A 21,873-nucleotide genomic window follows, 5' to 3' on the forward strand; every position below is an offset into this window, starting at 1 on the left:
CCAGGCGGGTTCGGGGATGTCGGACCGGTGCGGGGATGCCGGGCGCGGGCTGGGTGCGGTGGCGGGGCGGGGGCGCTCGGGAGCGTCCGGGTCCACCAGGCAGCGCTTCGGCGCGGTGCAGCGTAGTTTCCGCGCTTCGGCCCTCTCTGCTGAGATCCGATGGTTACCGGTGCTCCGTACGATCGTGTGATATGCATCCGCGGCCTCGCGCGTCCCGAGTGGGTTCCCTTCTCCGATTTGTTGGCACGGCTTGGCGTGGGGCATCACCGGAGGTTCGGTCCGGCGTCTGGTTGAGCTTCGCGCTCGGGGCAGGGCTGCTCATGGCGGGCATCGTCGTGGACGAGGTGACGGACTGGCTCGCCGAGCGCGGATTCGTGACGAACGTCCTCTCGTCGTTGACAGGCTTCTTCTTTGCCGTGCCACTCGCCGTCCTCGTGCTGAGCGAGGTGAACGCCCGTCAGGAGGAGCGGCGAGCCGTGCGGACTTTGCTGGCGCGGGCTGCGGCCACAACCGAATCGATCCTGAGCGAGGCGAGAGGGCTCGTCCAGCCCGAACCAGAGGATCTATGCCGACGAGCGGAGGCCGTCCGGCGCCATGTCTCGGCAGTCAGCACGGCCAGCGTCCCGAATGCCGACGACCGGCTGGTCAGAGCGTCTGCGGCGCTGACGGGCTTTCTCGATGGGTGGACGAGATGTTGGCCCGATCCCAGTCCGGTGGCGGCGTCGCTGCTCGCCCTGGATCGGTACGGAAAGAGGTTCACCCTGATCAGCAGTCAGCTCCTGGAGCTCTCCCGCCCGCTCCACGGCCACCCACTTTCGGTGACGTCGCTGACCGACGAGGCCGCGGCATGGCAGACCACGGACCTCATGCTCCACGAGGAGATCCAATCGGCCCTCGCCGTCCTCCGTCAACTCCGAGGCGAGTGGGCCGAACGACCTGCTGGCCTCGACCAGACGACTCTGGCAGCCCTCGTGACGACCACCCGCGGCCAAGACTTCACCTCCGTTCTCTCTGCGGTCGATGAGGCGCAGGCCCTCGCGGCTCGACTTACCGAGCTCGTCGCGTACTCCCTCGAAAGCGTCCCCTTCTTCGAAGGCCGCCCGATCCACGATCACCTGGTCGATTGACACACTGAGGGAGAGTCCGAGGCCCGGCCCGGGGGGCCACAGCTGGCCAACGTCTCGCTCGCTTCCGGCGGGACGCATCCGAGCGGAAAGTCACGGTAGGGCGCATATCCCCCCTCATACCGATCCGCGCCGCCCTCAACCCGCGGCTGGGCCGGATCAGCTCCGGCATCGGCCGCACCAGCACCGGCCCGGCCGGCGCGGTCCTCGCCGCTCTCCGGCACGCGCTGGGAGACACTGACGGCACGGCCGAACTGTGCCGGCCGTGGGACCAGCACCAGCGGGTTTGGCTCGGCCAGCCCATCCGGTTCCGAGCTGGCCACCCAGAACCCTGCTTACCTGACCTGTCCATGGAGGAGACGACTCAACTGCACGCCGCAGCGGCCCAAACTCGCCGCCGCCTTCACCAACCTGACCACCAACGCCAAGGAGCCCACCCATGACGCCGCAAGCTGACGCCACCGCCGTCCACGTTCGGATCGCCGACGCCGCGATCCGCATCACCGGCCCAGCCGCCACCACCGGCTGGGCCCGCCGCTACTACGCGCCGTCGTGGGACGTCGCCACCAGCCCCGCCGGCCAGGCGCACGACATGCCCGGCGTCACCGCCGTCATCGACGACGGCGAGTACAACGCTCTCGCCGACCGCATCACCCGTGCACCGCACCAGGACGTCGCCTACGCCCGCAAACCCCTACTGCTGGCAGACCTCGACGGGGCGATCGCCGCGGTGTGCCCGTCAGAGCGGCTCGCCTACCGCTCACACCCCGAGACCGGGAAGCTCCACATCACCGGGTGCGACTCCGAAACCCTGGCCACCGCCGTCGCCCGCCTGGCCCGCGAGATGGTCCGCGGCCAGCTCATCCGCGACGGGTGGTCGCTGCTGCACGCCTCGGCGATCTCCCGCAAAGGCCGCGTGATGCTGGCGTTCGGAGGCAAGGGCTCCGGTAAGACAACCACCGCGCTCACGCTCACCCGGGCCGGCGCGTGGGAGCTGCTGGCCAACGACAGGGTGTTCGTCCGCGCCGAGGACGGCCGGGTGCGCGTCCTGCCGTGGCCCTCGGCCGCCGCCGTCGGGCTGGGCCTGCTGGACGCGCTCGGCTGGTACGACATCGTCCGCTCCCGGCTCCTCGCTGGCGAAGCCCTGCACCCGACACAGGATGCGCGGGTCACGGACGCCCTCCTGCAGGGGCGCCGCGAACCGTTGCGGGAGGGCGGCCGGGAGCTCAAGGCGCAGGTCTGGCCGACGCAGTTCACTGAGTGGTTCGGTGTCGGCCTGGCGCTGGACGGTGACGCGGCCGCCTTGTTGTTCCCGCAGGTCGACGCGGCGGCCGATCAGCCGCGCGTGACCGATTCCGCGCGCGGCCTGTCCGACGACGACTTCATGGCCAAGGCCGAGGACCGCTACCCCGACATCTTCCAACTTGTCCAAGCTCCGATCGGCGGCTACGGCTCCTCCCGCGCCCGAGCCAACGCGCACCTGCAGGCGCTCCCGCACCACGGACTAACGCTCACCCACGACGTCGAGGCAAATGGTGTGCTCCTCGACGGCCTCCTGAAGCCCTGACTTGGCCCGAGATCCCCTCCCGCGTCAGTGCCCGCGTCAGTGCGGCACGCCGGAGCGGGAGAGGACACACGGCCCTACTGGTTACTCCTGCCCGGCGCTGATAGCTGGGCACCCTGTCGAGGGCCTCACCGGCGCGAACAGAACTCAGCCCGTTCGAGATCGCTGCCCCGCCTCCGCCGTTCGGCAGCCCACCCAGCCGTGTGCCCAAGGCGGGCGACACGCTGAACTTCTGGAAGTCTGACCGTGGGGCCGCTCAGCGGGGCACGTGCTGACCACGGTCAACGAGCTGCGCGGCTGCGGCATCATCGTGGTGTCGCTGACGGAGGATTTTGCCCTCCACCGCCGGTAACGGTTATCACGGGTGGCTGCCGGGGAACGCCGGACTGCGTGATCACTGTGAGCGGCTGGGGCGACTGCTGCGCCGCTCCTGCCTTCAGGGCATCCCACCTGGGCGGGGGAACCGGCGCCGGATCATTCAGCCGCGGCGTACGGCTCACGCCGCCGCGGCCCGGAACCGACGTCAAATGAAACCCCTGCGGTACCCCATCATCGTCCTGGACCATGGCGGCACCCTGACCAACCCTCACACCCCTGTCGATGCCGCGCTCAGGCAGCGGCCCGTGGACCGCCGCGCGGCTGACACACTCCACGAACTGCGCAGGCTGGGGTATCGGCTGATACTCGCCTCGAACAACCACATGGACCAGCCCCGCGACGAGGCGCTGCGTGAGGGTGGCGTCCTGGGCCTGTTCTACGCACTCGTGACATCGGCCGATGAGGGAGTCGGCAAACCCGACCAGGAGTTCTTCCGCAGAGTGATCGCCAGATCCGGCCATGCGGCCGGCCAACTGCTGTCGGTCGGCAACAACGTCCTCAACGACATCATGGCTCCCCTCCCGCACGGATTCGCAGGGGCCGTGCTCGTCCGCCGCGACGAAACACTGCGCGCGGGCGAGGTCCTGGCCGAAAGGGCCAGCCTGATCAGTCACGTCGGCCAACTTTCCCGCCCTGCTCAGGAGGCAGTCATGACACGAATCCGGGTCGGTACCTACAACCTGGACGAGGGCGGGGTCGACAACGGGGACGACGCCCGGCTGCGGCAGCAGCTCGACATGCTGGCCGAGCTCAACCTGGACGCGCTGGCGCTGCAAGAGCTGAAACACTACGACAGGGGAGGCTGGCGCCGGCTCCGGCACGTCGACAAGGCGCTGGGCATGCGGAGCTATCCCGTGGAGAGCAACCACCACGGCTGCCACTTGGCGTGGCTCGTCCGCGAGCCCATCCACGTCATTGAGGAGCGCCACGACCGGGCATCGCCCTGGTGGCACGCACTGTGCCACCTGCTGGTGGAGATCGCAGGGGTGAAGGTGCACCTGGCCAACGTGCACTTCGCTCCGTCGTCGCCGAGCCTGCGGCAGGTGGAGGCCGAGTGTGCAGCCTGATCCCGCAGCATGGCCCGGCGATCTTGGCGGGCGATATGAACGCCCTGTCCATCAGCGATCCGCCGCTTCCCGCCCACACGAAGCTGCCGTTGAAAGAGCGGAAGAAACACGAGCGCGGACCGGCGATGGAGCTGGAAGAGGCTGGTTTGCGGGACGTGGGTGCCTTCTTCGGGAACACGGAGCCGACCGTGGGGCATCGCAGCGGACTGGCGTACCGCTGCGACCGGATTCACGCCAGCCTGCCCGGCGAGGCGCTGAAGGGCTACCGCGTGGTGATCGAAGATCAGCCGAAGTCGAATCACCGTCCGGTGGTTGCTGAGCTGGAGATTCGCGCCTCCCTGAGCTGAGGACCCTCTTCAACGCGACGCCGCGCATCGACAACTCGGCGTGGATCCGCTCCCACGGCGCCCCAGCTCCACAAGCGTCGGCAGCGTGGGCCGCCGTCGCATGTCGAGCGCCAGCGGGCGGAGCGCTGGTTCGGCGAAGTACCGGCGGTCCGCCTTGCGGTGCGCGGTCGGAACGCTCCCCTCCCCAGCTACCTTGCCGAGCACCTGCTCCCGCATGCGCTGCTCGATCCGCTCGGGGGACCGATTTGGTCCTCCCGCGTCTGGCGGTGCAGGTTCGACGGCGGTTGCCGCGTGGGGGGCATGCATGGCATCGTTGAGGCTCGTTCCGATCGCACCACGCCTCGCATGCCGGGGGTGGTGCGTCAGGGCCGGCGGTCGAAAGGCCGCTCGTCTGCCCCGCAGTGGCGGGGATGCTCCCCACGGGCGTGGGGGTGATGCCTTCTGTGGCGGAAGGCTCTCGTCGGCGTCTCCTCGACCCTGCAAGGACGGGCCTATGTTCGACCCCCCGATCGATCTCAGCGCCCTGCCCGGCTACCATGCCGCGGTCAGGACGCGACCGCCCAGGACAGCGTTCCTCGGCCGCTGTTCCACCAAGGACCTCCAGGATCCCGGTTCCTCGATCGCCGGGCAGCTCGCCGAGGCATCCTCGCTCCTGACGCCCGGCGAAGCGTTCATCGCCTACTTCTGGGACGTGGAATCAGGCATGCTCGGCCTGGACGAGCGCAGCCAGGCAACAGCTGAGGAGTGCGCGCGGCTCGGCGTTCCCGTGCCGCGCGACGGCGGCCTGCGCGAGCTGCTGGAGTGGGCCGAGCGCGGCGACATCGAGCGGGTGGTGTGCGAACGCATCACCCGCGTCGCCCGCGACATGCTGTCCAGCCTCCAGGCCGAGTACCACCTCAACTCCCGCGGGGTCCAGGTGGAGTGCGCCAATGAGCCTCGCGGCGGCATGACGAGCGGCCAACTGGAACTCCGCCGCACCTCGCAGGTACGCGCCGAGATCTTCCGGCACGAACTGATGGAACAGTCCATGCGTGGGCAGCGCCAGCACGCCGCCAACGGGTACCGGCACGGCCAGCCCTGTTACGGTTACGTCGCTGTGGAGGACCCGGATGCCCCTCGCGCCGCAGGCAGGTTCGGCGTCCACCCCAAGATGCGTCTGGCGCTGCATCCCGACCAGCGCCGCGCCGACACCGTGGCGGAAGTGTTCCGGCTCCGCCGAGACGACGGGCTCTCGAACGGCGACATCGCCCGCCTGCTGATCACCGACCTTGACCGGCATCCGCTGGCGGAAGGGCAAAGGCTGTGGGCTGCGCGCCGGATCGGCAGAATGCTGACCCAACCGAAATACACGGGATTTCAGGTGTTCAATAGGCGAGCGGCTCGCACGAACCACGGCCGGGCCAACCCCATGACCGACTGGGTGTGGTCGCGGGAGCAGGCCCATCCCGAGATCGTGCCCCTTCAGCTGTGGTATGAGACTCAACTGGTGACCGCGCAGATGCTCGAGCGGCTGGCGAGCGGATGGGATCGGGTGAACGCGGCCGCCGCCCAGCGCGGAATCCACCTCAATCAGGTGCGGACGAGCGACACCCACATCGTGTACGAGGCCGCCGGCCGCCAGTTCGTCCTGCCACAGGGAGAACTGCCCGCCGCGGTGGCCGACGAGGTCATCGCGATCCTTCAGGCGAGCGCGTGACCGCCATCGAGCCCGCACCCGAACTGCCGGCCGACGGGAGCGCCATCGTGGTGCCAGCTCGTCGGCTGCATCGCAGGTGGATCACCTTGGCCAACCCGCAGGGTGTCCTCGTCCACGGCCGCACGCTGCGTGAACTTCAGGCCAGCGCGCAACAGGCGCTGGCCCTGCAGTTGGATACCCCGACAGCTCCGCCTGTGCGGCTACGCCCGCAATCGGCCGAACTCGACGCACTCGCCGAGGCGCGTCAACGCTATGACGCAGCCTTGCGCCTTGCCGTGCAGACCCTTCGCGACGAGGGAACGCCGTGGACCGACATCGCCCAGGCATGCAACGTCAGCATCGCCGACGCGCAGGCTGCGCTGGAGCAGGATCTGGCCTGATGCATGCGCGGTCCGCCTGCGGACGGGCGCGGCGCTGGGTGGGCAGCCTTCACGTCGTCCCAGGAAGTCGGCCCGCCACGCGCGCTGACCGACGATGCTGTCGTTCGGCCGTCGGCTTGTCGTCGAGGTCGGCCAGGGCTGACGAAGGTTCCGTCCCTGTATCCGGTGGGCAAGAGGTGGCGCTGGTGGGATGACCATCGCGATGGTGATCTACCGGCACGATCACGGCTTTCAGCCACCACCAGGAGCGTGGCTCGGCAGTACAGGCGATCCAAAGCATGTTCACACGTCAGCGGTTGGTGTCGCCGAGCGGGTGCCCACGTACAGGGGGCGCACGTCACGGACGCAGAACGCGGCGGCCGCCCCTGCCACGACGAGCGCCGCGCAGCCCGCGAGCACCGTCCGGACGCCGATCGCGTCGGCCAGCGGACCGGCCAGCACGCTTCCCGCGACGGCCGACGTGGCGATGACCCGGCCGAGGTGTTTGTCCGGGAGCTCGCGTTGCTGGGCGCTGGAGAACGCGACGAGCCGAAGCCGATCGCGCCGCCCTCCCAAGGGCGCACCGCCACGATCGGGCCCAGAACCGTGTTCCTCCCGGCGCCCCAGCAGGCCGGCGTCAACGCCTACAGCAAGATCTCCGGGTCGGCGGCCACGGCGCGGGCGATGCCCAGTCGCTGGGCCTGCCCAGCCAGGCAGGGCCGTGATGGGGCGGGAACGCCCACGGCTGCGACGTGCGCCGCGAGCTGATCCGGGCGCTGCGCCTGTCTTGGGGTCGGTTGCCGCCGCCGAGCCGACCCGAAAGGGCGCGTTGTGAAGGCTGCTGAGGGGAGGTTCTCCTCCTGGTAGCGGAAGGTTGATAAGGGGTGGTACACAACATCAACTGAACGGGGGAGTACCCACAACGAGTAGCTGCGCCATGCCCTAGGGTCACCTGTGGGTAGGGCGGCACCTCTCATCCTCCCGGCCACGCGCGGGCGTCCCCTCGGATCCGGCGGACGGCCTCAAGGCCGACGACCGGGGAGAGGAGGTGCGCTCCATGACGGAGCTCTACCCTGCTGACGATCGGCGTGAGCCCCATCGCTGGCACCGCTGGCTACGGACCGTCCTCGCGGTGGTCCGGTTCATCGGCTGGCTGGCCTGGTTGATGTGGACCATGTCCGATCGTTCCGCTCAATAGGGCGGAGCGGGCCTCCTACCCGGCCGGTTGATCCCTCGCCGGTAGGAGGCCCGCCTGAAAGCCAGGGTACGGTGTGGCGGGCTACGGCACCTCTCCGTGGTGGTATACATGCACGCCGCAGGGTGGCCGTTTGTGGCACCTGGTAGAACGCATCACCCTCCCATGATCACGCGGTGCACATAGAACAGGCGCTGGAACCCGGGTTGGCGCGACCGTAATCGGAGCAGTGCGACGAGCGCGGCGACGGGGTAGCGCTAGGCCGCCGCAGGGTCAGTGGCCAAAGACGTGTCAGGGCAGGTGGCAGCAAGGTCTATGAGGGCAGCCTTCTCCTTGGCGTCGACGGTCAACTGCCAGCGCCGCTTGACCGAAACCCACTCCGCGGTGTATCGGCAGCGCGCCGGTTCGTAGGGCGGCAGCCAGGTGGCGACGTCCTGGTCGGCCTTCTGCCGGTTGCTGCGCGCGGTGACGGCGACCAGGTGGCGGGCGTCCTCAAGATCGTTGGCGTATGCTTGCCGCTTCGCCGCGTTCCAGGCCGATGCTCCGGAGTCCCACGCCTCCGCCAGCGGCACGAGGTGGTCGATGTCGAGCGCTCTCGCATCGGTGACGGTCACGTCGTCGTAGTAGGACAACCACGCTCCCCCGGTCAGAGTGCAGTCCGGGCCGACCTGTGGCGGGTCGACGGCTTCGGCGATGAGCACCTCGTAGCGGGTCGTGCAGCCATCGTGGTCGGCGTCGATCCAGTGGCGGAAGCTGGCGCGTTGGTATCCGGACCTGCTCTCCTCGCTCACGAGTAGTTCGGCGACGGCCTCGGACAGGAGCGGAGGGGGTGCTGCGGCGGCGCCAGTCGTGGGGGAGAGTGCCGTTCCGGCTAGGGTGCCGGCGAGCAGGGCGGCGGTGGTTTTGCGTACGGGGGAACGCATGACCCTCAACAATCGTCACGTTGAGCCATCGACAGATTGCTGAAGGTAATCATTGCTGGTTGTGGCGGGTCTCTAGCGCGAAGGTGAGACCGGTGTAACCACGGCTCACTCTGCAGCACTGTCCTCAGGCAGCGCGCACTGGCTGTTCGCGCGGGCACGGGAACCGAAGACAGCGCCAGGCGAAGTGTGGTGCCGCGTTACCGCGCACGGGCAGGCGGTCGGCTTCCCCGGCTACTACCAGTTGCACGAACTCCAGGAAATCGTGGACCTGGCCAACCTGCGCGAGGCCGACGAAGGTCACGGAGAAGGGACCGCATAGCGGCCATCGCCGCAGGACTGGCCCCAGCACCGCAGGGCCTGCCATGCTCGCGATCATGACGACACGAGTGAGCTGCACAGACGATTGGACGCTGTCGAGGGTGGGCGACGGCTTCCGCAATCGCACGGGAGGCATGCAGCGCGTGGGCGGCTGGTAGGAGGCCAGCGAGGGGCCGAACGCGTCGCGCGGGCCCGGGCGGCTACAAGTGGTGGCGCACTGGCCGACAGAGCCACGCCAGCGCGCCGTTATCCTCGCTCGCCGTGGAGACCTGCGTGCGAGCCCTGTTGATGCTGTCGAGCGTGATCTGATCTTGTCCTTGTGTGCCTTGCACGGCCCTAGGGGGCCGCGATCGCTGAATCGTCCCTGGCCGGCATCCATCGCCGACCGTTTCAACCTCGGATGCAGCAGCAAACGGCGAAGTAGTAATACGACAGAAGCCCGCATGTGTTCTACGAGAACGTAATCGAAATACGAACTAGAGACATCGACAACAATAGGTGGAACTATTACGCAAAATCAGATTTCTTCCAGTCCACACAAGTCGGAAGCTGTCCACCGGAGAGTAGAAATTCCCTGAAAGCCTGACGTACGAGGTCGATCGGAATTTCCGACTCGGCAGGAAACTCCGTCGGGTGCCCCTGGATATAATAGATCGGCTCACCTCGCGTATCCAACGATCCCGAAGTGACGAGGTTGCCATCATCCATGAACGCGAGAATGCCAATATGGAGGTTCCTGTCTATCCCTACAAGAAGCTCGTGATCGGGATATCCAGAAGGTAGCAGCTGTCGCTCCAAGGAATGAACTTGAGCCAGATTGTGGTAAATCGGTCCCGTCAGCAGTGCGTCGATTACTGCATCAACATCTGCCGGTGCAGTGAGTAGTACCGGCTTCCTGTCATGTTCTGACAGGAAGCGTGCTTCAGCGCGAGCGCTCATCAGCGACGTCCTCCATAGGTCCTTCCGTTCGCCGGGCCTCCTGGCCATCGCAATGTAAGCTCGTTCTCGCCGAGCAGTCCGTCCAAGACATCGTCACAACCCAGCCTAACGGTACAGGGCCCTCCCGGATGGTTAATGTCCAGCGTGGCCTTCCCGATTCCGTCTCTATCCATAATCGCAGCGAACTTTTGCTCCACGTCACTCGCGCGCCAGGATGTCGACCTCCCCTTCAGCACGCCGTTTCCGCGCAACTTTTCATTTACCCAATCTACCAAATCAGCGTCCTCCTTCCTGTTGCCACTCGTCAAATCATATGTTCTGCCGTCGGCAGCCGTGCCACGACCGTGAGTCGCGCCTCCCGTATAGGGCGGGAGATCACTGCAATCCGGATCAGTATTATGGACCAGAACTGATGTGCTACCTGCAAGAACGTGGTAGGTATGCAGTTCATCAACCGTCAGGTTGTAGACACCCTGGACAGCCGTCCATGCCTGTACAGCGGTGACCTGGACGTGCGTGCCCGCCGAGGTCTGTAGCCACATGCCGGGCTGGAGCTGTCCGGCATCGATCCATTGGCGCAGGACGGGCGCCCAGAAGGGGTGGTTGTCTGTGGCGGTGACGGTGTCGGTGGCGGTTCCGGCGCTTCCGTCGACGCCTACGGTGATCTTGACGAGGTTTTTGGGGCCTTGGCCCTCGATCAGTGCGGTGACCGGTTCGGCGCTGCTACGGCCAGTCGCAGGGTCGGCCGCGAGGACCTGGTCGCCGATCTTGATGACTTCGATGGCTTTGGTGGTGCCGTCGGCCATGAGCACTCGGGTGCCGGCGACGAAGCTGTTGGGTGCGCCGTCACAGGAGTAGATGGTGGGAGGGGGCGGTTCGCTGTAGTAGGTGTCAGGGGTGTCGGCCGGTTCTCCCGCAGGGTCGACTACGGCCGCGCTGTCGATGCACTGTCCCGCGGAACTCCAACTGTCGTCGCAGTGGATGATGGTGCCGGTGCCGGTGCTGTCGGCGGGGACGCCGACAGGGTCGGCGATGGAGACGTCGTCCAGCTCGATGGCATCTTCATTCGCGCATGGAGCCCCGATGATGTCCGGGCACGGGTCCTCGCTGAGGGGGAGATTGCCTTCCTCGAAGCAGGTTTTGCATTCTGTTGTTATCGTCCGCCCCCAGCGGAAATCCGGCTCCTTCTCTTTCTCCTTCACTTTCTCGTTCTGGCACCTGGAGGCTGGCACGCATTTTTGGGGAGTCCTCCTTGCGGAAGGCGGAGGGGCCTGAGCTTTGCATCTACTGGCGGGCTGGCATCTCTTAGGCGGTGGCGGCCCTTTTTTATCCCAGGCCCCGTCATAGTAGCGGCTCGTAGCAGGCTGACGCTTAGGGTCAAAGTTTTTAACTCTATAATTAGGTGTTTGTGCCAGGCCGACAACGAAGAGGGCAGCACCATAGCGGGAGAAGGGTTTGATCCCGTACTTGTTCCACAACCCACTCTTCGCCCCAGATGACTTGGAGGTGGTGGTCTTCTTGGGAGCTACCGTCGGCTGCAGTGTTACGGCACGGCCAGCATCAAACTTATTCAAATGGCCTGAGGGATCTGTATTTCCGAGTGGGCTTCCGTTGCCGTAGGTGTAACGGTTGGCCTGGATCGATGGGGTGGGCTCCAGGGTCCAGGTGTCGCGGCTGGTGAAGGTGCCGGTGCCGGGTTGGTACCAGCGGGCGTGCATGTTGATGTTGCCGGTGTCGGGGTCGGTGTATTCGCTTTGGTAGCCGAGCGTGGGTTTGGTGCCGGTCTGGGCGATGGCTTCGCCGAAGGGGTTGTAGGTGGTGGTGCTGGCGAGGGCGGTGCCGGTGAAGGTTCCGACGAGGTCGTGGTGGAGGTCGGTGAGGGCGCCGGTGGCGGGGGCGGTGCCTTCCTTGATGCTGGTCAGGCCGCCGAAGGGGTCGCGGCCGTAGCTGGCTTGCCGGGTGCCGGTCTGGTCGGTGATGGCGATGATGTCGTTGTCGAGTCCGGCGTAGACGAAGCGTTGCTGGGCGCTGCCTGCCTTCTGGCGGGTGGCCATGCGGTCGAAGGCGTCGTAGGTGTAGGTGGCTTCGCCGTCGTTGATCAGCCGGTCGAAGGCGTCGAAGGTGAGGTGGCGGGTGGTGCCGTTCTTGGTCTGGGAGGCGAGGGTGCCGCGCGGGGTGTAGGTGTAGGTGCTGCCGTCACCTGAGGTGAGGCGGTTGCGTTCGTCGTAGGTGTAGGTTTTGTCGCCGGCTTTGGTGCGGTTGCCGGAGGCGTCCCACTCGTAGGGGGTGGTGGTGCCGTCGGGGCCGGTCCAGGAGGTGAGGCGGCCAGCGTGGTCGTAGCCGTAGGTGTTGCGGCCGGCTCCGGCCAGGCCTTCGGTGGTTTTGCTGGTGAGGTTGTCGTCCTTGTCCCACCCGTAGGTGATCTTGGCGAGTTGGCCGCCGGTGCTGTTCTTCAGGGTGTGGGTTTCGGGCCGGTCGAGGGCGTCGTAGGTGAAGGATTGGGTGTTGACGGGGTTGGCCGAGGTAATGGTGGTGAGCCGGTCGGCCTTGTCGTAGTCGTAGGTGTTGGTGCGTCCGCTGACCGGGTCAGTGACAGTTCTGAGGCGGTTGTCGGCGTCCCAGGTGTAGGTGGTGGTGCCGGTGACGTCGACGCGCTGGGTGGGGTTGCCGAGCGCGTCGTAGGCGTAGGCGGTGCTGGTGCCGGTGGGCGCGGTGACCTTGGTGAGCAGGCTGCGGTCGTTGTACTCGAGTGTCTGGTCGCTGACCGTGGTGGGGCGGTCGGCCAGGTCGTAGCCGTAGGTCTTGTCCTCGGCGACGATGCCCGCGCCGGAGCCGCTGACCTTGGTGAGGCGGCCCAGGTTGTCGTACTCCTTGTCGTGGCGGACGCCGCCCGGCTGCAGGAGCGCGCTCTCGTTGCCCGCGATGTCGTAGACGTGGGTCCAGGTGCGGTCGGCCGCGCCGGGGTGGGCGGCGGTGGCCGGTTCGGTGAGCGTCTCGATCAGGCCGAGGCTGTTGTAGCCGGTCCAGGTGGCGTTGCCGCGGCCGTCGGTGAGGCGGGTGCGGGCGCCGGTGGCGTCGTAGCCGAAGCTCGTGGTGATCGACTCACTCGATGAGACCGGCTCGACCTGCTCGGTGAGGAGGTTGGTGGCGTCGTAGCTGTGGCGGGTGACACGTCCCTCGCCCGAGGTGAAGCGGGTTTGGTTGCCGGCCGGGTCGTAGCCCAGGCCGACCGTGCGCACCGTCGCCCCGGTACTGTCCAGGCTCTTGACCCCGGTGAGGCGCCCGGCCAGGTCATAGTCACCGACCATCGCGTTGCCCAGCGCGTTGGTGGTCTTGGCCGGCCGGCCTGCCAGGTCGTAGGCGAAGGCGGTGGTGTCGCGGGCCGGGTCGGTGACGGATTTGACCTCTCCGGCCGCGTTCGGCGTGAAGTCGGTGGTCTGGTCGCCCGGCAGGACCTCTTTGGTGAGGTAGCCGGCGTCGTTATAGTGCAGCGTGGTGGTGTAGGCGGCGCTGGCGGGTTTGCGTTCGATCTCGGTGACGGTGATCTGCCGGCCCAGGTCGTCGTAGGTGGCCTGAATACGCGCGCCGGTCGGATCGATCGCGGTCAGTTCCTCCCCGGCCAAGGTGTACTCCGACACCCACTGCCCGGCCGGTTGCCCGGACGCTGCGGGCGGGTCGGTGACCCGGACCGGGTTGCCGAGCGCGTCGTACTCGGTGATGGTGGACTGCCCGCGCGGGTCCGTGACCGTAGTCAGCCGCCCTGCCTTGTCATAGCCATACAACATCTTCGGGATCACCTGGGCGCCGCCGGGCGGCGTGTACGGCATGGCGGTCAGCGACGTAAGGCGGCCCATCCGGTCGAAACCGCTGGTGGACAGGCGGCCCTCCGGATCAATCACCTGGGTCTGCCAGCCCGCGCTGTTGTAGCCGATCCGCGTGGTCGGACGGCCCTGCGCCGCGGTCCCGGCCTTCTCGATCTTCACACTGGGAGACTCGATCTCGACCAGGCGGCCGAGCGCGTCGTAGCTGCCGGTGGTGGTGTAGTCGGCGGCGCTCGCACTCTCGACGTTGCCACGCGGATCGGTGACAGCAGTGGTCAGACCCCGGTCGTCGACGCTCCAGGTGGTGGTCAGGTCCTCGGCACCGTTCTCGACCGTCTGCCGGGTCAGGATCCCGGCGGCGTCGTAGGTGTAGGAGACGATCTCTTCACGGGTGCCGCCCGCTGCGCCGGTACGGGTCTCCTTGATCGTCTGATCGTTGGCGTCGTAGCCGAAGACGGTCTTGCGCTTGAGGTCCACTGGGTCAAGCGTGGCCGAGGTGAGCCGGCTGGCGGCGTCGTAGCCGAAGTCGGTGGTGATTCCGCCGCCGGTGACCTGCTTGGTGAGGTTGCCCGCCGCGTCGTAGGTGTTGTTCTCGAGAGTGACGTCCTTGGTGGTGGTGGCGCCGTTGAGCTTGACGTCATCGGCGATCACCTGCGACAGCAGGTCGTCGCCGAAGTAGGTGTAGGAGGTCTTACGGCCCATCGCGTCGGCGTGGGCGGCCAAGCGGCCGCCACCGTCGTAGGCGTACGACTCCAGCACGATCTCTTTGGCCGGCTGAGGGTTGACCGGGCTGCCGGTCCAGTTCTTCAACGTCTGCGTGGCCAGTTCGCCGCGCGCCGTGTAGGTGTAGCCGAACACCGAGCCCAACTGGTCGGTGACGGTGTCCTGCGAGCCGAACTTGTCCCAGGTGGTGCGGACCACGCCGCCTTCGGGATCGGTGACCGTCTCTTCGTGGCCGTAGGCGTCGTAGGTGTACGTGGTGGTCCGGGCCGGATCACCACCGGTCAGGTCTTTGACGGAGGCGGTGAGCGTCCTGCCGTCCGGGTCATAGGTGTAGCCGGTCTGCGCGGTGTGGGTGACGCCGGTGATCTCGTTCTTGACGCCGGGTGCCGTCTGAGTGGCGAGCCGGCCGACGGGATCGTAGGTGAAGGTAGTCGTCACCCCATCCGGATGCGCGGTGGAGATCTGAGTCTGCGTGGTCAGGCGGCCCAGCGCGTCGTATCCGAACCTGGTGACCAGCCCGGACGGGTCCGTCTGCTCGGCCAGGTCACCGCTGCTGGTGTAGCGCAGTTCGGTGGCGTTGCCCTTGGCGTCGGTGCGCGTCTTGACCAGCCCGGGCGGCGTGAGGCCGCCGCCGATGGCGGGTTCGCTGCCGTCGGTGTAGGCGACGGTGGTTGAGCGGCCGTTGGGGAAGTCATTCGTGGCCGGAACGGAATGCTTGGTCTGCTGGCCGTAGGTGTTGTACTCCCATGTGGTGGCGAATGTGTTACTGCTCGCATCTGGAGAGCGGGCGTCGCGGAAGGCCAGCAGCTTGCCGTTGCGCGGGTCGAGGTCGTCGGCCTCGTTGACGTGGTGGCGGTAGTAGCTGTACTGGCAGTCGTCGGCCTTGCGGCATGACTTGGTCGTGATGAGGTTGCCGCGTTTGTCGTTCCACCAGCGCCACACGTTGCCGTTCGGGTCGGTCTGCTTGATGGAGAACCCGCCGGTGTCGTACTCGAAGCTGGTCTTGGCCGCGACCTGGTCGGTCACCGATACCGGTCGCGCGTTGCGCATCGCGTCGTAGGCGTAGTTCAGCGTGCCGCCGCGCGGGTCGGTCAGGGAGATCTTGTAGAGCCGCTCCAGCCAGTCGATGCTGAACGTGCCGAGCTTCCAGGTGCCGCCGTGCTGATCGGTGTGCGACACGAGCCGGTCGGTGGCCTGGTGGTAGGTGTTCTTGGCCCAGATCCGGCCCGACGGCAGCGTGACCTGGGACAGCTTGTGGCCGATCTTGGCCCGGGCCGCCCAGTGGGATTGCACCTCGGCGTCCGTCAGCGGCTTGCGGTAGAGCGCGAACTCGTCGATCGTCCCCTTGAACGCGAAGGCGCCCGATGCGCTCTGACCGCCGGGCACGTCGGACCAGGAGCTGCCGCGGTCGCCGCTGCCCACATAGGCGTACTGACGGTAATCATCCACCAGCGCGCCGTTCAGCTCCCCGACCACCTGCCCGTCGAGGTAGAGCTTCTGCTTGTCGCCCGCCACGGTGAGCGCCACATGGTGCCACTGGTCGTCGTTGACCGGGCCAGCCGACGTGATCGGCGCATAGCCGACGCCGCTCACCTGCCCCAGCTGACCCCGCAGTTTGCCGTCCGTCCCCACATACAAGACGGGCTGCGTGGCGCCGAACTCGTACCCGAACGCGCCGGCGGAGAAGATCACGCCGTTCTGCGCGGTCTTGATCCAGCCCTCGATCGTGACCTGATCACGGGCCCGGTCCAGCATGTTCCACGGCACCATCATCGTGGACTTGGTGAAGCCCGCCGCGGTGTCGGCGGTGCCTTCCAGCGCGCCCGGCTGGCCGACGGTGATGTTGTTGTAGATGGCGGCGCCGCCCTCGCTGCCCAGGTTGGCGGCCGGCTCGTACTGGGCGTCGCTCAGCCGCCAGTAGCCCACCGGTTCGGAGTCGAGCACCAGGCCCTTGTACCGGGAACCGTCACCGTAGCTGTAGGTGGTGCAGTTCGGCGCGGCCGCCGGCGTGCACACCGACGTCAGGTTGTCGCCCGTGTAGGTGTAGGTCCACGTCTGGGCGTTGCCGTCCACCGGGTCGGTCGACACCGTGGCCACCCGCGGGCCGTTCCAGGTGAAATGCAGCTTCCTGCCGCCCGTGCCGGTCACCGTATCGAAGGTGCCGTCGGCGTTGTAATCCAGCGTCTGCGCCCGGCCCCGGTTGTCCTCCAGCCTGAGCAGGCGGCCCGCCGCGCTGAAGACATAGGTGACCGAGGAGGTGTCCTTCAGCCGCCACCCGCCGCCCTCCACATCCGCCAGCACGTCCTTCATCCCCGGCGGCGCCTGATAGCCACCATCACCCTTGGCCGCGAACCGCACCCGGCGACCGCTCGCATAGGTGACCAGCAACCCGGTCACACTCGCCCCGGCCCGCTCGGCGGTCACGTTCATGTCCCAGGCAGTCGACCAGCCCGCGCCGAAGATCCCGGTAGTGCGCGCGTCCATACTGTTGTACGTGCGCACCACCGACAGGGCCGGGCCCGCCACCTGCACCCGCGCGTCCATCACCGTCGTGGTGTAGTTACCGGTGACCAGCGAGAACTCCTCCTCGTCACCGAGTCGCTCGCCCAGATGCGCGCTGTTGACCGGCTGACGCCCCCCGGTCGCGATCACCTGCTTGTCACTCGTGGCCACGACACTGGTGTCAGGGTCCACGACCCGCACCCACCACTCGTACTGCTTGCCCCACTGCATCGTGCCCGCCGGCACCCGCCAGGTCGTCTGCCCCAGCTTCGCGCCGGAGTCCCAGCACGGCGGCGGAGGCGGAGGCGGAATAATGACGACGTCCGTCGGCTCCGGCTTTTCGCAGATGTTGAACGTGAATCGCAGGTTGGCCCACGTACCGCCACCCGTTTTCGTGGCGCGCACCATCAGCAGCGGAGTCACGCTACCCACCAGCGACCCCGAGTCGGGATACACATCGTTGATCAGCGCGCCCGCGATCAACGTCTCACGATCCGCCTGCTCAGCACGCCGAACACCGGCAGGCAACCCCTCCTCGGCCGGCTCCGGCTCCAGCCCATCCCGCGGCCAGCCACCACCGTCCCGCGGCAACGCCCCATCCACCGGAGCATCCAGCGACGCCTGCGGCTCCGCTGCAACAGCCGACGCCGGCTGCAGACCGGATAAGACACCCGCAGAACCACGCTGCTGCCTCGGCGTGACCACAGCCCCCTGCTCGAAGACCACACCGCCGACCTGCACCGCTTGGGCAGAAGCCGGCATCACCGCCACCGAAACAAGCCCCGGCAGACCGGCAACCAGAACAACCCCGGCCGCCCGAGAGAAAAGGGCACGCGAAAAGAACCGGCGCATCAAGCATCACGCTCCGAACCACAACGAGGGACACCCGCAGGGATGCCAAACGTCGCTCCACCCCACCCGGCAGGCCAATCCCGACTCGTGCGGCTCTGGAGCACTGATCAAACGGACAGAGCGTAACTTTCGTAAGATCACACGACAAGAGCGACTTCAGTGATCAAAGAAGCGCAGAGTGCAACATAATGCAGCAGCTTGGCCATCGCCCTCTCGACCACCCCCTGCATACCGGGACCTGCTCGAAACTCAGCCCCTGGCAGGACGGAAGACCCCCAGACCCCAGAAGATGAAACGCCGACCCGGTCGCCGCAGCGCTGGCCGAGTTGGTCGCCCGCAGGCCCGCCCACCTCGCGGGCAGAGGGGTGAAGCTGCCTGAGGGTCTGGGTTGCGAAGATCGTCCACTGGTGGCCGACGCTACCGCCGGTGAGTCTGCGACACCGGTTGGCCCGCCAGCCCCGGTGTCGCAGAGCGCGGAGACGGCGCCGGAACGCCGCTGGGTCACGGTCGGGCCTCGGGCTGCTGGGCGAGGACGACGAGCCAGCTCGTGACTGTCGGTGCGTCGGGGCTGGTCTGGGCATACGCCTTGGCGAGGATGTCCATGCGCTGGGCGTGGGTGAAGTCGCCGTCCGGGCGGGCGAATACAGGGATGGACAGCCACGCCTTCTTCTCGGCCATTGTGCTGTGCTGGGCCGTGACCTCAGTGTCGAGCATGGTCAGCCCGGCGGCGGCCAGCTGCTCCGTGATGGTCTCCAGCGACAGCTTGCGGCCGTCCCGGTCGGCCGCCCGAGGCGGGGTGTAGCCGTAATCGCGTGCGGCGACCTGGCGGATCAGCGTGTTCAGCGAGGGGCCGATGCGGCCGGTCTGCTCGTCGGGGTGGGTCACGCCGGCGAAGCCGCCGCCGACGTTGAAGACGAACCGGCCGCCGGGTCGCAGGACGCGGTGCACCGCGGCGAACACCGCCGGGGTGTTCGTCTTCCAGATCGCCGAGTTGCACACCACCGCGTCGACACCGCCGGCCCGATGGGCGGCTGTCGCCGCGCTCGATCAACACCATCGTCGGCGAGATCGGCGCCATCCACGAACTGCAGGTCCAAGACGCCGACCGCCAGCTCGTCGTGCGCCGCCCGCACGCCGTGCGCCATACCTTCGCCTACCTGCTCTCCCAAGCCTCCGTTCACAACTGAGCCAAACTGGAACGACGCCGTGGCCACGCCAACGAGCGGTATTGCCAGAGCAGATTGAGGGCTTTGTCACCAACACGATGGAGTACGTGCGCAGGGAGAGCGAGCTGCTCATCGATGATCGGAAGGCAAACGGCCCGGCATCGCGTCATCGCCAAGATCTGTGTCGTCCACGAACACCAGCAGGTCGATGTCGATCCAGCCGTCAGCCCGGCCAGCCGAGCACCTCGGCCAGAGCGGTGCCACCTGTGCGGCCGCTGGTGGGGGGTCATGGCTCGCTGCCGCGCTGCTCGCCCGTGGCCGCCGGGTCCTGGACGCCGTGACGCTGGTGGGGGTGTGCGGTGTGGGGGGATGATGGGGATGGCGGCTCGTCGTGCTCGTCGCGCCGGAGATGCGGTGCCGTCGGTGACCCGGCCGGTGACCTGGCCGCAGGCGTACGGGGAGGGCACGGGGGCGGCGTGTTGCCGCATGGTGGACGTGTCGGCCGGTGGGTTTGCGGAACAGTCGCGCCTTCAACGGCTTGACGGGAACGTTCCAAAGCTTGCGGAGGCGAGCCACGAGTTCCACCACTGCGGACACAGTGAACAGTGTCCAGAGCGCCGACCCCCATCCTTGGGACTGCATCACCTGGTTCAGCGCGGCCACCATGAGCGGGATGAGCAGCCCCCAGGTGCGCACCTGGGAACTCAGCACCCAGACTGCCACTCGCCTGGCCATAGCGGCCAGGTCGGCCAGCCGCATACGTAGGCTCGCACCCACCAGCGACCACGCATACTCCAGAGGTGACGCGCATTCGCGCAGGTCGGCCAGCCACTCTGCGGCGCGGAACTGCCGGGCCGGGCCAGCGATCAGGACGGCCAGCTCACACAGCCCGAAGGCGAACACGTGCCGCGGCGGGAACCGTTGCAGCAGCGGCTGCGCGCCGATGCGGCCGGTGCGCGCGGGCCGGAGCTGGGCGTCTGCGTGGATCAGGGCCAGCACCGCGACGGCCGCCGTGATGACACCGCTCGTGGTGGCCAGCTTGGCCCGCGACGAACCACGGCGTCGCCGCAGAGTTGACGAGTAGCAGGGTGGCGCCGCCAGCCGATAGAGCGGCGGCCGAGCACAGCACTGCGACGGCCTTCCGGCGCTGCCGATGCAGTTGCTCGGCGAACGCAGAAGAGCTGACAGAAGAGCTGGTGGTCACTCATCCTCATCAGGGGGAGCCCGCCGGGCCGAGCCAGGCGGGACGGATCGGGGCACCGTGGCGTGGGCTGTGCGCCTGCGCCTCGGCGTACATCTGCTGCCCGCCGGGAGTGATGGTGTACAGCCGGCGGGCGGGGCGTGCCTGTGGTGTGCCCGGCTCCCACTGACCGATGATCCAGCCGGCCTGTTCCAGGCGTTCCAGGATCGGGTACACGGTGCCGGGCCCTAGCTCGGTCTCGGCGCAGATGCGGTAGCCCCACGGCGGATCCTCCGCGGGGGCGGCCAGCAGCGCGTCGAGCACGAGCCGTACCGGCATGGTCAGTCGGATGGGGCGCACTGGTGCGGTCACACCGGGTCGCCTCCCTGTCATCGAGGCCTATATCGAGCACAATAGTGACCGAACGTGGCGCCAAGCAACCCAGCGTGACGCTTTGAGGTGATAGCACCGAACATCACCTCTGCCCGATATCGAGGGAGGCCCTTCGCTCAGGTCCGCGCGAGCAACACGGTAGAAGGTCACCCCGGTCAGCCTCCGGGAAGGAGGATCACCCGGCAGTTCGCCGCCACCGGCCCCGAACACGGGGAGAAGGATCGCGCTGCGTGTCATCGCCATCTCGCCCTTCGCCCTGGCCACTCACAAACCGCCAACGCCGTACGGGGCCCTGCTCAAGGTCGGCGAGACCAAGCATCGTCAGGCGCAATGGGCGCCGCGCGTGCTCCTCGGCTGTACGGTCGATCCAGCGCCCGTGCTGCCCGTGAGCAGCGGGCTCCCGATCGGAGTCGACGCCGGCGGCGAGGGCCGCGTCGAACTCATCGAGCGCCATCGCGAGGAACTGAGCGCCCGCCGCACGCTCAATCGGGTACGGCTCGCGAGAGTCGTCGGCTTCTGCAGCGAGATTGAGCGCAAGGTTGCCGAGGTTTGCGCGTGCCACCAACAGCCGTGAATAGGGCGAGGTGCCGCGTCGGGTGTCAGGTCGGGGAGCGTCATCACCAGCACGGCCGCGCGGTCCGCCAGGGGAAGCTCGTCGGAGATCTGGACAGGATCCTGAACCCGGATCTCGAACGTGCTCGTGACGCTCTCGGACAGGCGCCCTCGCTGTCAGACTGCTGTGTTACATGGTCGGCTTCAGGTATCCGGCGGCGGCCAGCCCAGCGAAGGCGATGTCGGTGTCGGTCATCTGCCCGCCGAGAACATGCTGGACGAACTCGCCGACCGGCATGAGCACGGTCTCGACGAACTCGTCGTCGTCCAGGGCCGGCTCAGCGACCTTCCGGCACCCGCGGGCCACGACCGCGTGGCGGCGGTGCGAGGCGTACGACGCCAGATACGTCTGCATGACCACCTCGAGGCTCGCCGCCTCGTAGCCGGTCTCCTCCAGCAATTCCCGGGCCGCCGCGACCTCTACCGGCTCGTCCCGGCGAGCGTTTCCGCCGGGCAACTCGAGCAGAACCCGTCCCGGCCCCGGCCGGTACTGGCGGGCCAGCACCACCTGCTGGCCCTCGGTCAGGGCGACGACCGCGACGGTTGCGCCGCCTTCGAGGATGTCCCACACGCCTTCGCCGCCGCCGTCCGGATAGCGGTACCGGCGGCCACGGACTTTTAAGAACCCCGCCGGCCCATCCATCTCACTGAGCTGCATCCACTCGCCGACGCTCACATCACCCACAGCGGCAGCTTACGGATCAGCAGGCCCTC

Annotated in this window: 16 protein-coding genes and 1 pseudogene; 9 read left to right on the forward strand and 8 right to left on the reverse strand. The window is 67.6% G+C overall.

The features are described from left to right. The first annotated feature begins 320 nt into the window (after nucleotides 1-320). The 6 genes from ACZ6S0_RS39550 to ACZ6S0_RS39575 all read left to right on the forward strand — a co-directional run bounded on the left by ACZ6S0_RS39550 (nucleotide 321) and on the right by ACZ6S0_RS39575 (nucleotide 6,556). Nucleotides 321-1,127 carry a hypothetical protein gene (locus ACZ6S0_RS39550; protein ID WP_465924455.1) on the forward strand — a complete coding sequence of 269 codons (807 nt, stop codon included), beginning with the start codon at nucleotides 321-323 and terminating at the stop codon, nucleotides 1,125-1,127. 436 nt (nucleotides 1,128-1,563) lie between these two features. Further along, nucleotides 1,564-2,691 carry a hypothetical protein gene (locus tag ACZ6S0_RS39555; RefSeq protein ID WP_465924456.1) on the forward strand — a complete coding sequence of 376 codons (1,128 nt, stop codon included), beginning with the start codon at nucleotides 1,564-1,566 and terminating at the stop codon, nucleotides 2,689-2,691. 524 nt (nucleotides 2,692-3,215) lie between these two features. After that, nucleotides 3,216-4,133: an HAD family hydrolase gene (locus ACZ6S0_RS39560; RefSeq protein WP_465924457.1), complete on the forward strand. Its 918-nt coding sequence runs from the start codon at nucleotides 3,216-3,218 to the stop codon at nucleotides 4,131-4,133. Then, complete coding sequence (locus tag ACZ6S0_RS39565) at nucleotides 4,121-4,480, forward strand: hypothetical protein (protein ID WP_465924458.1); 360 nt, start codon at nucleotides 4,121-4,123, stop codon at nucleotides 4,478-4,480. Before ACZ6S0_RS39560 ends, ACZ6S0_RS39565 begins: the two co-directional genes overlap by 13 nt. Nucleotides 4,481-4,973: 493 nt before the next feature. Further along, a complete protein-coding gene (locus tag ACZ6S0_RS39570) occupies nucleotides 4,974-6,176 on the forward strand; it encodes a recombinase family protein (protein WP_465924459.1) in 1,203 nt (400 codons plus the stop codon). Beyond that, on the forward strand, nucleotides 6,173-6,556 hold the full coding sequence (locus ACZ6S0_RS39575; RefSeq protein ID WP_465924460.1) for a hypothetical protein: 384 nt from the start codon (nucleotides 6,173-6,175) through the stop codon (nucleotides 6,554-6,556). Before ACZ6S0_RS39570 ends, ACZ6S0_RS39575 begins: the two co-directional genes overlap by 4 nt. Before the next feature lie 282 nt (nucleotides 6,557-6,838). Here the strand turns inward: ACZ6S0_RS39575 and ACZ6S0_RS39580 are convergent, their stop codons facing one another. Then, on the reverse strand, nucleotides 6,839-7,111 hold the full coding sequence (locus ACZ6S0_RS39580) for a hypothetical protein (RefSeq protein WP_465924461.1): 273 nt from the start codon (nucleotides 7,109-7,111) through the stop codon (nucleotides 6,839-6,841). A gap of 481 nt (nucleotides 7,112-7,592) precedes the next feature. Between ACZ6S0_RS39580 and ACZ6S0_RS39585 the strand changes: the two genes are divergently transcribed. Next, the gene (locus tag ACZ6S0_RS39585; protein ID WP_465924462.1) at nucleotides 7,593-7,733 is read left to right on the forward strand and encodes a hypothetical protein; all 141 of its coding nucleotides are present in this window, start codon (nucleotides 7,593-7,595) and stop codon (nucleotides 7,731-7,733) included. A 254-nt stretch (nucleotides 7,734-7,987) separates the two neighbouring features. Here the strand turns inward: ACZ6S0_RS39585 and ACZ6S0_RS39590 are convergent, their stop codons facing one another. After that, the gene (locus tag ACZ6S0_RS39590) at nucleotides 7,988-8,653 is read right to left on the reverse strand and encodes an HNH endonuclease family protein (RefSeq protein ID WP_465924463.1); all 666 of its coding nucleotides are present in this window, start codon (nucleotides 8,651-8,653) and stop codon (nucleotides 7,988-7,990) included. 184 nt (nucleotides 8,654-8,837) lie between these two features. On the opposite strand from ACZ6S0_RS39590, the gene ACZ6S0_RS39595 reads away from it, so the two are divergent. Continuing rightward, nucleotides 8,838-8,972, forward strand: a complete 135-nt coding sequence (locus ACZ6S0_RS39595; RefSeq protein ID WP_465924464.1) for a hypothetical protein — start codon at nucleotides 8,838-8,840, stop codon at nucleotides 8,970-8,972. 506 nt (nucleotides 8,973-9,478) lie between these two features. On the opposite strand, the gene ACZ6S0_RS39600 is transcribed toward ACZ6S0_RS39595, so the two are convergent. From ACZ6S0_RS39600 to ACZ6S0_RS39620, 5 genes and pseudogenes are all read right to left on the reverse strand, one after another. After that, a complete protein-coding gene (locus tag ACZ6S0_RS39600; RefSeq protein WP_465924465.1) occupies nucleotides 9,479-9,910 on the reverse strand; it encodes an Imm1 family immunity protein in 432 nt (143 codons plus the stop codon). Next, the gene (locus ACZ6S0_RS39605; RefSeq protein WP_465924466.1) at nucleotides 9,910-17,808 is read right to left on the reverse strand and encodes a polymorphic toxin-type HINT domain-containing protein; all 7,899 of its coding nucleotides are present in this window, start codon (nucleotides 17,806-17,808) and stop codon (nucleotides 9,910-9,912) included. Before ACZ6S0_RS39605 ends, ACZ6S0_RS39600 begins: the two co-directional genes overlap by 1 nt. Before the next feature lie 501 nt (nucleotides 17,809-18,309). Next, nucleotides 18,310-18,819: pseudogene (locus ACZ6S0_RS39610) on the reverse strand (class I SAM-dependent methyltransferase); the annotation flags it as partial. Nucleotides 18,820-19,103: 284 nt separating this feature from the next. Further along, a complete protein-coding gene (locus ACZ6S0_RS39615; protein ID WP_465924467.1) occupies nucleotides 19,104-19,973 on the reverse strand; it encodes a hypothetical protein in 870 nt (289 codons plus the stop codon). A gap of 214 nt (nucleotides 19,974-20,187) precedes the next feature. Next, a complete protein-coding gene (locus tag ACZ6S0_RS39620) occupies nucleotides 20,188-20,526 on the reverse strand; it encodes a PadR family transcriptional regulator (protein ID WP_465924468.1) in 339 nt (112 codons plus the stop codon). A gap of 406 nt (nucleotides 20,527-20,932) precedes the next feature. On the opposite strand from ACZ6S0_RS39620, the gene ACZ6S0_RS39625 reads away from it, so the two are divergent. Next, nucleotides 20,933-21,121 carry a hypothetical protein gene (locus ACZ6S0_RS39625; RefSeq protein WP_465924469.1) on the forward strand — a complete coding sequence of 63 codons (189 nt, stop codon included), beginning with the start codon at nucleotides 20,933-20,935 and terminating at the stop codon, nucleotides 21,119-21,121. Between the two features lie 168 nt (nucleotides 21,122-21,289). Here ACZ6S0_RS39625 and ACZ6S0_RS39630 read toward each other — a convergent pair whose 3' ends face one another. Continuing rightward, nucleotides 21,290-21,844, reverse strand: a complete 555-nt coding sequence (locus ACZ6S0_RS39630; RefSeq protein WP_465924470.1) for an NUDIX hydrolase — start codon at nucleotides 21,842-21,844, stop codon at nucleotides 21,290-21,292. Between the last annotated feature and the right edge of the window lie 29 nt (nucleotides 21,845-21,873).

Source organism: Nonomuraea sp. NPDC051298, from assembly GCF_055586305.1.